Below are 10,159 nucleotides of genomic sequence, written 5' to 3'. Positions count from 1 at the left end.
GCCCCGGACACTGGACGTGCTCATCCTGCGGTGACAGCATGGCAGCCATGAAGACTTCTGAGTTGCTGGTGGATGCGTTTGGCCGGGTCGACGGAATTGTCGCGAGGGTCCTGGCCGGGCTGGACCGCGAGGCCTTGAACCGCCGGCCGGGCGGCACGGGCAATTCCATCGCCTGGCTGGTCTGGCACTTGAGCCGCGGCCAGGACGAACAAATCGCCGACGTGGCGGGCGCGGAGTCGGTCTGGGCATCAGGCGGCTATGCGGACCGTTTTGGCTTCGCCCTGGACCCTGCCGACACCGGCTACGGCCACAGCTCCTCCGACGTGGACGCGGTCCGGGTGGGCGACGCCGGCCTGCTCGCCGAATACCAGCACGCCGTCTCCGCCGCCAGCCAGGCGTACGTCGGCTCCCTTTCCGACGGGGACCTGGACCGGGTGGTGGATCGCCGGTGGAACCCGCCCGTGACGCTGGGCGTGCGGCTCATCAGCATCGTGGACGACGGCGTCCAGCACGGCGGCCAGGCGGCGTACGTCAAGGGCCTCCCGGCGGGTTCCTGAGCCCCCGGCGCCGGCCCCCCTTACATATTCACAGCTTCCGTCCTAGACTGGCGACAACCCCGGATTTTTCCAGTGAAATTCGCGCACCCTGCAACGGGTGACGGAATTGCCGCTCGTTGATTTGGCGCGCGCCGGGGCGTTCTTGTTGTACCGGGAAGCCCAGACGCGGTTCCCGGATTGCGAGGAAAGGTGCATTCCATGTCAGGAAACAAGGCTGTTGCCTACAAGGGCCCCGGGAAGGTCGAAGTCATTGACATCGACTACCCTACGTTTGAACTGAAGGACGGGCCGGGCGTCAACCCGGCCAATGTGGGGCGGAAGGTGCCCCACGGCGTGATCCTCAAGACCGTCGCCACCAACATCTGCGGCTCCGACCAGCACATGGTCCGCGGCCGCACCACCGCCCCGGCCGACCTGGTGCTGGGCCACGAGATCACCGGCGAAGTGGTGGAGGTGGGCCCGGACGTTGAATTCATCAAGGTGGGCGACATCTGCTCGGTGCCGTTCAACATCTCCTGCGGGCGCTGCCGCAACTGCAAGGAGCGCAAGACGGGCATCTGCCTCAACGTCAACCCCGACCGTCCGGGCAGCGCCTACGGGTACGTGGACATGGGCGGCTGGGTGGGAGGCCAGGCCGAATATGTCCTGGTGCCCTACGCCGACTGGAACCTGCTGAAGTTCCCGGACCGGGACCAGGCCTTGGAGAAGATCATGGACCTGACCATGCTGTCCGACATCTTCCCCACCGGCTACCATGGCGCCGTCTCCGCCGGGGTGGGCGTGGGGTCCACCGTCTACGTGGCCGGGGCCGGTCCCGTGGGACTCGCCGCGGCAACATCCGCGCACCTGCTGGGGGCTGCCGTGGTGATTGTCGGTGACATGAACGCCAGCCGGCTCACCCAGGCCCGGACCTTCGGCTGCGAGACCATCGACCTGACCCAGGGCGATCCCGGCGCACAGATTGAGCAGCTCCTGGGCGTCCCGGAAGTTGACTGCGCCGTGGACGCCGTCGGCTTTGAGGCCAAGGGGCATGGCGCGGACGCGGGCCACGAGGCGCCGGCAACCGTGCTGAACTCGCTCATGGACATCACCGCGGCCGGGGGTTCGCTCGGCATCCCGGGCCTGTACGTGACGGGCGACCCGGGCGGCATTGACGCCGCCGCGCAGAAGGGTTCCCTCTCGCTGAGCCTGGGCACCGGCTGGGCAAAGTCGCTCGCGTTCACCACGGGCCAGTGCCCGGTCATGAAGTACAACCGCGGCCTGATGATGGCGATCCTGCATGACAAGGTGCACATCGCCAAGAACGTCAACGCCAAGGCGATCCCGCTCACCGACGCGCCGCGCGGCTATGCCGAGTTCGACGCCGGCGCTGCCACCAAGTATGTGCTCAATCCGAACGGGTACCTGAACTAACTGCCGCGGTGGCTGGGTTTGCCGGCGCCCGGCAAACCCAACCACCCCGGAAGGGCCTACTTCTCCCAGGGAGCCTTGAGGGGGAAGTACTTTTCCAAAAAGTCCGTGACCCTTTCGCGGCGTTCCCCTGCATCCACCTCGGGGAAGCTGCCGTCGTTGAGGCACAGAAAGTCCGCGTTGCGCCGCTCCAGGACCCGCCCCAGCGAATCCAGCCCGGCCCGGGTGGTGGTGTCCACGTAGACTCCCCTGCCTTCGGCGTGCATCACGGCCCGCCCGGTCAGCAGCGCATAGTAGTGGTACAGGGAATTGGTCACCGAAATGTTCCCTGCCGCCCGGAAGCGGCTGGCCGCCGTGGCCGCAAATTCCGCGGCAAAGGTGTCCTCCAGTTCGGCCATGACCGACTTGCGGAACGGGGCCGCCGAATGTTCCAGGTGGCGGGTGGTGATGCGGCCAAAGCGGTCCCACAGCAGCCGGCGGTTCACGCGTGCGGAATTTTCAAAGCCGCTGCGTTCCGCCGAACTCTCGCCCAGGCCAATCCTGTTGGGGGAAAGCATGAACCGGGTGATGCCGCCGGGCGTGAAAAACATGTCCGGGGACAGCGGGCGGCCAAAAAACATGTCGTCGTTGGAATACAGGAAATGCTCCGAGAGGCCCTCGATATGGTGGAGCTGGGACTCCACGGCCATGGAATTGTGGGTGGGCAGCACCGACGGATCCAAAAAATGTTCCGCACTGATCACCAGCCTCACCTTGGGGTGCCTGGCCAGCCACTGCGGCGCCGGGGAGTCCGTGGCGATGTAGATGGTGCGGATCCAGGGCGCGAACATGTATATGGACCGCAGGGCATATTTCAGCTCGTCAATCTGCCGGAACCGGGCCTCGTGCCCGTCCCCCTCGCCCAGCACCACGCCGGATTCCTGTTCACGGCGGGCCGCCTGGTACTCCTGGGAACTGCCGTCCACCCAGGAAAACACCATGTCCACGGGGAAGCGGACGTCGAAAGCATGGTCGGCAAACATGTTTTCAATGGTCGGCCACGTTTTCCCGTACAGCTCAACTGTTCCGCGCCGGGCCTCGGCCTCGGTGACGGTGCGCCTGGTCAGCGAGTTCTCAACGGGCAGGCGGATCTGCCCGGCCCGAAACGTCCACAGTTCCAACTGAACGCCGGAATCAGCGCCGAAGAACAAGCCGCCGGACGGCTCAAGCCGCGGCCGGAAAAGTCTCAGGATGCGGGTCTTGCCGGACAGCGCCAGCGTGCCGTCCGCCACCAGCACGGTGGACTTCTTCTTGGTGTCAATGCTGCGCGCATACAGCGGCTCACCGGCAAAGGTGCGCACCAGGGCATTCTTCAGCGCGTGCCGGTAGGAGCGGTCGATGGCCAGCACGGGCCGCTGGTCGTTGCCCCGGACCAGCAGGTAGGGGATCGCGTAGCTTTCCAGTGCTGCACGGATGGCCAGCAGGTCCGCCACCATGGCCTGGTGCTGGGTCAGGGTGCGGTTCACGAGGGCCAGCCGCCCCTTGCGTTCGACGACGTCGGGCCTCGTCAGGAGCCGCGCCGGGGCGGGCGTTGGCGCCGGTGACGGGACGGCAGGGGGCAAGGCGGGCTCCTCCAGGAAATTGGCCCTGCACCTTGCACCGGCCACTGTCTGCGAGTTTACCGCGCAGGAACCTGCCCCAAACGGAAAAGGGCCTCGGGATCGTAATGTCCGGCCAGCCCCGCCAGCCGCGCCAGCACTTCCTGCGTGTAGCTGCCGGCAAAGCCCGCCGCGCCGGCACCGGCGGAAAAATTGGGCAGGCTGCCGCCGAAGGACCAGTCCGCCATCGCCCGGGACAGGCCCGCGGCATGTGCGGCAATGCCCGGCAGTGCCGGCGGTGCAGCCACGCCAACGCTATACAACCCAAACCCGGCGTCGCGGTGGCAGAGGGCGCTGGCAACGTCCGGCTCCTTGGACAGCGCGCCGCCAAACTGCCGGATTTCCACCAGCAGCTGTGGCGAATTGCTCTCCGGGCCCACGGCCCGCAGCAGGGTCTGTGCCCCCTCCGCCGGAAAGCTTGCGAGCAGGCAGGACGCCTCCTGCACCGGCAGGGCGTCCTCGGGGTCCGAATGGACCGCCCCGATCAGCGACGAAGGCATGGACTGCACCGCATCGATGAGCGGGACCCCGGCCGCACGGATCGGCGCAAGCCAGCGGGCGCCGTCGTCCGGGCTGCCGGTGAAGACATACCGGACGGCGACGGTGAACTTGCCGCCCAGTTGTTCAGGGACACCGGGCAGGGGCGGCAGCTGCATGAGCGCCAGGGAGGTGGTGGCCTCCGGCGGCAGGGTGGGGCACCATTCTGACCAGGCCAGGACCACGTCCGCGGCCGATTCCGCGCCGAAGAAGAGGGCGCCCGCGTAAATGACGGGGAGCGGGAGCAGGTCAAATTCCAGGGCGGTGATGATGCCCAGGGAGCCCTTGCCGCCACGCAGCCCCCAAAACAGCTCGGGCTCGGTTTCCGCCGTGACGTGGCGGATTTGACCGTCCCCCGTGACCACCTCAAGGGAGCGCACCCTGTCCGAGGCCGCCCCAAATGTCCGGGCCATGGGGCCGATGCCCCCGCCGCTGGTGTAGCCGGCCACGCTGACCCCGGGCGCGGAACCGCTCAGCCCCGCGAGGCCGTGTTGCGCACCGGCTGCGAGAACGGCCTTCCAGGTGGTGCCGGCCCCGGTCCGGGCCCAACCTGCGGGATCAACCGTGCATTCGTCCAGGCGGCCGGTGTGCACCAGCAGTGCGCCGGCCAGGTCGCTGGCAATGCCGTGGCCCGTGGCCTGGACCGCCACGGGAAGGCCATTGGCGGCGGCAAAGCGGACGGCCTCCACCACATCCTGGGCGTTGGCGGCCTCAACCACGGCGGCCGGGGTGGTCTGCACGGCCAGGTTCCACGGCGTGGCCAGTGCGGAGTAGCCCGGATCGCCGGGTTGGTGCAGGCTGCCGGCCAGGGCTCGTTTCAGGGATTCCATGCCTACTCCTCCAAGGTGCGGCCGCGCGACTCGGCTAACGGGACCTTTGGCGGCGTATGCCCAAGGATCCCAGAGAAGGCGCACCCTGGCCAGCGGCAGTTTTACCGGCGTTTGCGGTGGAACACCAGGGCCACGGCGATGCCCACCAGCCACACATCCTTGGCCAGCGGCACCCCGGCCGGCGTGGGGCGGATGCCGTCCGCCTGGGTCAGGCCGGGGGACTTGAGATAGTTGGCCAGGAGGCCGCCGGAAAATGCGCCCAGGACCAGCCCGGCCAGCCGGCTCGGGACCATGGGGAGCAGGAGTGTGGCGCCGATCCCGATTTCCGCGTAGCTCAGGTAGCGGCCAAACCTTTCAGGCTCCAGCGTTTCCACCTGCGGCACCACGCGGGCGGCGGAGGCCTGCAGCCCGGCGGCGTGTTCCGGGGCCAGGCTGAGCTTTCCGATGCCGGAATTGAGGATGAACGCCCCCGACACCAGGCGAAGTGCGGCGTTGCTGATGCTCAAACCCATGGTGTTCCCCTTGCCTCGTCCCGTTGCCCCGTGCCCTGCAGTGCGTCCACGATCAGCCTAGGGAATCCGCGGCGGCCTGGCTAGTGTTGTGCCGCCAGCGCCGCCTCGAGGCCGGCCACCATGGCGTCCAGGCCTAGGTTGAAGGCGGCATCGGCGTCGTTGTGCCCGGAGGGATTGCGCCGGTGTGCGACGGCGGACGTGAAGTGGGGTGCCACGTCCGCCAGTTCCCCGGGGGCAAAGATGTCGGCAGGGGCATTGACGTCATACGCCGAGCCGTAAATGAATGATTCCAGCGCCACCACGGCGTCCACAACCCGCTCCTTGGGCCAGCCCGCGCGCAGGAAGCCGTCCGTGACGGCGTCGTACATCTTGACGGTCTGCGGCGCATTGGTCACGGGCAGCAGCGCAATGACGGGGATCAGGGGCAGGTGGGCGGAGAACACGTCGCGGTAGGAGCGTGCCCACAGCCGCACCGCTTCCTCCCACGGCTTGTCCGCAAAGGCCGAAACATCCACGCGGCCCATGAGGGCATCCTCCACCAGCAGCAGCACGTCCTGCTTGGAACTGACGTGGTTGTACAGGGCCGACGGCGCCACGTTCAGCGCCTTGGCCAGCCCGGACATGGTCAGCGCCTTGTAACCGTGCCGGGTCACCAGCGCCAGGGCGGCCTTGGTGATCTGCGCATGGCCCAGCAGGGCGTGCGGGGGCCGGCCGGCCCGTCGTCGGACTGGTTTCACGGGCACGGCACGCTCGCTCAAGATCACTCTCCCCTTCGAACCAGGCGCCCCGGGCGCAATTTTTCCGTACCCCCCTTTACCAAACGGGGTGACGTCAGTTACAGTCTAATCTAAATGAACGTCATTCATTTAGTGAGCCCGGCCGCCGCGGGCGCATCGGAGAGGGAATCATGACCACAACACCAAACATTCAGCGCGACGTCGTCATCATCGGAGCCGGACCGTCCGGCATGACGGCCGCCCATGAACTCACCAAGGCCGGCCTGAGCGTTGCCGTCGTCGAAGCCCGAGACCGCGTGGGCGGACGGACCTGGAACAACACGATTGACGGCGCCTGGCTGGAATTGGGCGGACAGTGGGTCTCCCCGGACCAGACGGCCCTGATCGGGCTGCTCGACGAGCTGGGCCTGGGGACCTACTCCCGCTACCGCGACGGCGACAGCGTCTACGTGGCCCCGGACGGCACCCGCACCCGCTACACCGGCGAAATGTTCCCTGTCGACGCGGACACCGAGGCCGAGATGAACAAGCTCATCGAGACCATGGACGCGCTGGCCGCCGCCATGGACCCGCAAGAGCCCTGGAACCACCCGCAGGCCCGCGAGCTGGACATCATCTCCTTCCACCACTGGCTGCGCAGCCAGTCCGGCAACGAGGAGGCCTGCAACAACATTGGCCTGTTCATTGCCGGCGGCATGCTCACCAAGCCCGCCCACGCCTTCTCCGCCCTGCAGGCTGTGTTCATGGCAGCCTCCGCCGGCTCCTTCACGCACCTGGTGGACGACAATTTCATCCTCGACAAGCGCGTCATCGGCGGCATGCAGGGCGTCTCCCTCGCCATCGCCGAGAAGCTGGGCGGGGATGTTTTCCTCAACTCCCCGGCCCGCACCGTCCGCTGGGAGAAGAACGACGGCGGCTGGCTCGCCACCGTGATTGCCGACGGCGTCACGGTGACCGCCAAGCGCGTGGTCATGGCCGTGCCGCCGAACCTGTACTCCCGCGTCTCCTTTGAGCCGCCCCTGCCGCGCCGACAGCACCAGATGCACCAGCACCAGTCGCTGGGCCTGGTCATCAAGGTCCACGCCGTCTACGACACGCCGTTCTGGCGTGCGGACGGGCTGTCCGGCACCGGCTTCTCCGCGTCCTCGCTGGTCCAGGAGGTTTACGACAACACCAACTACGGCGACACCCGCGGCACGCTGGTCGGCTTCATTTCGGACGAGAAGGCAGACTATGCCTTCTCCCTCTCCGCCGAGCAGCGCCAGAAGGAAATCACGGCGTCACTGGCCGAATTCCTCGGTGACACCGCCCTGGAACCGGTGGTCTACTACGAGTCCGACTGGGGCTCCGAGGAGTGGACCCGCGGCGCCTACGCGGCCAGCTATGACCTTGGCGGCCTGCACCGCTACGGACCGGACCAGCTCATCCCCGTGGGCCCCATCCACTGGTCCTGCTCCGATTTGGCCGCGGAGGGCTACCAGCATGTGGACGGTGCCGTCCGCATGGGCCAGTTCACCGCCAAAAAGCTGATCGCCGAACTGGCCGCTTAGCTCTTCGGGCGCTTGGCCGCCTCGCGCTCCTTGGCCAGCTTCGCCTCGGCGCGGGCCTTGGCGAACACTGCGCGTTCCTCCACCAGCCACGCGGGGGGAGCTTGCAGCAGCGCGGTGATCTCCGCCGTCGTGAGCGGCTCGGTGATGTCGGAGCGGTTCAGGCCGCCAATGGAGATGTTCAGTTTCTGGGCCACCACCTGGCGCGGGTGCGGGCCGGTGCGGCGCAGCTCGGCCAGCCACTCAGGCGGGTTTTCCTGCAAACTCTTGAAGTCCTCCCGGCTGATGGCGTTTTCTTGGAACTCCGCAGGGGCAGCGGGCAGGTGGATGCCCAGCTTCTTGGCCGCGGTGGCGGACTTCATGGCTTGGGGCGACGGTTCAATGGTCATGGTTCAAGGGTACCGGGCACTGCCGGGCGTGCAGTGCAGTGCGTTAGGGTGAACAGGTGCCAGAACCCCGTGAACTCAAAGTGACCTTTGTCCCTGGCGTGACCCCCGGAAAGTGGATCCACCGCTGGGAGGAGCGGATGCGCCAGGTTCCCCTCCGGGTGGACCCGGTTGCGCAGCACCACCAGCTCGACGCCGTCCGCTCCGGGGATGCCGACCTGGCCTTTGTGCGGCTACCGGTGGACAAGGCCGGGCTGAACGTCATCCCCCTCTATACGGAGCTGTCCGTGGTGGTTGCGCCCAAGGACCACCCGATCGCCGCGTTTGAGGAAATTGAGGTCGGGGAGCTCGCCGACGAGTACCTCCTGGCCGACCCCAACGACTTTCCCGCCTGGCGGGACATATCCACCCAAATCCGTGAGGGCACCCGCAAGCCGCTGCCCGCCATGGCCTCCGTGGAGGAGACCCTGGACCTGGTTGAGGCCGGCCTGGGAATCCTCATTTTGCCGATGTCCGTGGCCCGGCACTTCAACCGCAAGGCCTTGCGGGCCCGCGTGGTCACGGGCGTGCCGGAATCCGGCGTCGGCCTGGCCTGGCTGCACTCCGACACCCCGCTGCCGGACGGTTTTGACGCCGTCATCGAGGAATTCATTGGCGTGGTGCGCGGCCGCGGGGCCAACAGCTCCCGGCAGCCGTCCGTGCTGGCCAAGCAGGCGGAGGCGCCAAAGAAGGGCGCCAAGGCTTCGGGAGGCAAGTCTACGGGCGGCAAGGGCTCGACGCCGGCGCGCACGGGCGGTGCGGGCGGCAAGGGCGGGGGCCCCAACCTGCGCGGCGGGGGGAGGCCCGGCGGCAAGGCCCGGGCGCAAAAGCGCGGCCGGCGCGGCTAGCCGGGGTCACTGCGGCACCAGCACCAGCTTGCCCCGGGCGGTCCCGGACTCCAGGGAAGCATGGGCGGACGCCGCAGCGGACAGGGGCAGCACGGTGACATCGCGGGCGCGCAGGCTGCCATCCTCCAGCAGTTCATTCACGGCGCCGGCCGCAGCGGCGAGCTCGGCCACCGTGGCATTGCTGATGGCAAAGCCGCGAATGCTGCCGTCGCGCGTGTAGAGCCTGCCCAGCGGAACCTGGTTGGTGGCGGCCAGCCCGGACAGGGCAATGATCCGCCCGCGCAGCGCCAAGAGGTCCACCGCCAGTTCCAGCTGATGCCGCCCGGACGTCTCAATGTGGATGTCCAGCCCGCGCCCGCCGGATGCATCCGCCACCGCGCCGCGGAGCCGGGCCGCAAAGTCCGGGGAAGCGTAGTCGATGGCCGCGGACGCCCCCAGGCTGCGGCAATACTCCAGGTCAGTGGCGCGTGCCGAGACGACCACCCTGGCGCCTGCGCGGACAGCCTGCACCAGCAGGGCGGATCCCACGCCCCCTGCGGCCCCGCCCACGAACACCGTGTCACCGCCCTGCACGTCCCCATGAACGTGCAGGGCCAGGTAGGCCGTGGCCCCCGCATGCAGCACGGCGGCCGCCTGGACCGGGTCCACGCCGTCGGGCAGGCGGTACAGCCGGTCCCGGGGAACGGCCGCGAACCGGGCCGCGGCACCGGGCCGCCCGCCAAACCCCATGGAGTTGGACCACACGGCATCCCCGCGGGCAAATCCGGGATCCCCGGCAGGGTCCGTTTCCTCCACCACGCCCACCAGGTCGCGGCCCGCCGCCTGGGGGAACGCGAGCTCCGTGGCGTACTTTCCGCTGCGGACAAAGGTGTCCACGTGGTTCACGGCCGTTGCGGCCACCCGCACCAGCACACTGCCCGGCGCCGGCACCGGGCGGGGCACCAGGCCGTGTTCGATCACTTCCGGGCCGCCCGTGGCACGGAAAAAGGCCGCTTGCATCAATTCGGGGTCCATGAATGGAGTGTATGCCCGCCCCGCGCCGTCGACGAAAGGTCTCGGTCCGGTTGCGATCGGCCCGCAGCAAAGTGCATCCATTGACAGTGCCGACCGTGACATGTC

10 protein-coding genes are annotated in these 10,159 nt (G+C 68.1%); 4 read left to right on the top strand and 6 right to left on the bottom strand.

The window, feature by feature from the left end:
- Nucleotides 1–47: 47 nt before the first annotated feature.
- Both G6N77_RS16870 and fdhA read left to right on the top strand, forming a co-directional pair.
- Complete coding sequence (locus G6N77_RS16870) at nucleotides 48–557, top strand: mycothiol transferase (protein ID WP_165183326.1); 510 nt, start codon at nucleotides 48–50, stop codon at nucleotides 555–557.
- A gap of 198 nt (nucleotides 558–755) precedes the next feature.
- Nucleotides 756–1,970, top strand: coding sequence for a formaldehyde dehydrogenase, glutathione-independent (gene fdhA, locus G6N77_RS16865; protein WP_165183325.1), 1,215 nt, complete (start codon nucleotides 756–758; stop codon nucleotides 1,968–1,970).
- A gap of 56 nt (nucleotides 1,971–2,026) precedes the next feature.
- On the opposite strand, the gene G6N77_RS16860 is transcribed toward fdhA, so the two are convergent.
- The 4 genes from G6N77_RS16860 to G6N77_RS16845 all read right to left on the bottom strand — a co-directional run bounded on the left by G6N77_RS16860 (nucleotide 2,027) and on the right by G6N77_RS16845 (nucleotide 6,241).
- Nucleotides 2,027–3,568, bottom strand: coding sequence for a stealth conserved region 3 domain-containing protein (locus G6N77_RS16860; RefSeq protein WP_240902371.1), 1,542 nt, complete (start codon nucleotides 3,566–3,568; stop codon nucleotides 2,027–2,029).
- 56 nt (nucleotides 3,569–3,624) lie between these two features.
- On the bottom strand, nucleotides 3,625–4,971 hold the full coding sequence (locus G6N77_RS16855; protein ID WP_165183324.1) for an FAD-binding oxidoreductase: 1,347 nt from the start codon (nucleotides 4,969–4,971) through the stop codon (nucleotides 3,625–3,627).
- Nucleotides 4,972–5,072: 101 nt separating this feature from the next.
- Nucleotides 5,073–5,483, bottom strand: coding sequence for a hypothetical protein (locus tag G6N77_RS16850; protein WP_165183323.1), 411 nt, complete (start codon nucleotides 5,481–5,483; stop codon nucleotides 5,073–5,075).
- Nucleotides 5,484–5,563: 80 nt separating this feature from the next.
- Nucleotides 5,564–6,241 carry a TetR/AcrR family transcriptional regulator gene (locus G6N77_RS16845; RefSeq protein ID WP_240902368.1) on the bottom strand — a complete coding sequence of 226 codons (678 nt, stop codon included), beginning with the start codon at nucleotides 6,239–6,241 and terminating at the stop codon, nucleotides 5,564–5,566.
- Nucleotides 6,242–6,390: 149 nt separating this feature from the next.
- Between G6N77_RS16845 and G6N77_RS16840 the strand changes: the two genes are divergently transcribed.
- Nucleotides 6,391–7,770 (top strand): flavin monoamine oxidase family protein, encoded by a 1,380-nt coding sequence (locus tag G6N77_RS16840; RefSeq protein ID WP_165183322.1) that lies wholly within the window; start codon nucleotides 6,391–6,393, stop codon nucleotides 7,768–7,770.
- On the opposite strand, the gene G6N77_RS16835 is transcribed toward G6N77_RS16840, so the two are convergent.
- The gene (locus tag G6N77_RS16835; RefSeq protein ID WP_205678368.1) at nucleotides 7,767–8,129 is read right to left on the bottom strand and encodes a DUF5997 family protein; all 363 of its coding nucleotides are present in this window, start codon (nucleotides 8,127–8,129) and stop codon (nucleotides 7,767–7,769) included. The two genes, G6N77_RS16840 and G6N77_RS16835, sit on opposite strands and share 4 nt — an antisense overlap.
- 83 nt (nucleotides 8,130–8,212) lie before the next feature.
- Between G6N77_RS16835 and G6N77_RS16830 the strand changes: the two genes are divergently transcribed.
- Nucleotides 8,213–9,040, top strand: a complete 828-nt coding sequence (locus G6N77_RS16830; RefSeq protein ID WP_165183320.1) for a substrate-binding domain-containing protein — start codon at nucleotides 8,213–8,215, stop codon at nucleotides 9,038–9,040.
- 6 nt (nucleotides 9,041–9,046) lie between these two features.
- On the opposite strand, the gene G6N77_RS16825 is transcribed toward G6N77_RS16830, so the two are convergent.
- Nucleotides 9,047–10,054: an NADPH:quinone reductase gene (locus tag G6N77_RS16825; RefSeq protein WP_262455492.1), complete on the bottom strand. Its 1,008-nt coding sequence runs from the start codon at nucleotides 10,052–10,054 to the stop codon at nucleotides 9,047–9,049.
- Nucleotides 10,055–10,159 lie beyond the last annotated feature (105 nt).

This window comes from Arthrobacter silviterrae, from assembly GCF_011045165.1.
Taxonomy (GTDB): Bacteria; Actinomycetota; Actinomycetes; order Actinomycetales; family Micrococcaceae; genus Specibacter; species Specibacter silviterrae.
The sequence above is the reverse complement of the archived record's forward strand: the minus strand, read 5'-3'. Positions and strand labels throughout refer to the sequence as shown.

Excerpts from the sequence above, each read along its gene's own strand:
- fdhA (WP_165183325.1), top strand. The coding sequence starts at position 756 with ATGTCAGGAAACAAGGCTGTTGCCTACAAGGGCCCCGGGAAGGTCGAA.
- G6N77_RS16870 (WP_165183326.1), top strand. The coding sequence starts at position 48 with ATGAAGACTTCTGAGTTGCTGGTGGATGCGTTTGGCCGGGTCGACGGA.
- G6N77_RS16835 (WP_205678368.1), bottom strand. The coding sequence starts at position 8,129 with ATGAAGTCCGCCACCGCGGCCAAGAAGCTGGGCATCCACCTGCCCGCT.
- G6N77_RS16825 (WP_262455492.1), bottom strand. The coding sequence starts at position 10,054 with ATGGACCCCGAATTGATGCAAGCGGCCTTTTTCCGTGCCACGGGCGGC.
- G6N77_RS16850 (WP_165183323.1), bottom strand. The coding sequence starts at position 5,483 with ATGGGTTTGAGCATCAGCAACGCCGCACTTCGCCTGGTGTCGGGGGCG.
- G6N77_RS16855 (WP_165183324.1), bottom strand. The coding sequence starts at position 4,971 with ATGGAATCCCTGAAACGAGCCCTGGCCGGCAGCCTGCACCAACCCGGC.
- G6N77_RS16840 (WP_165183322.1), top strand. The coding sequence starts at position 6,391 with ATGACCACAACACCAAACATTCAGCGCGACGTCGTCATCATCGGAGCC.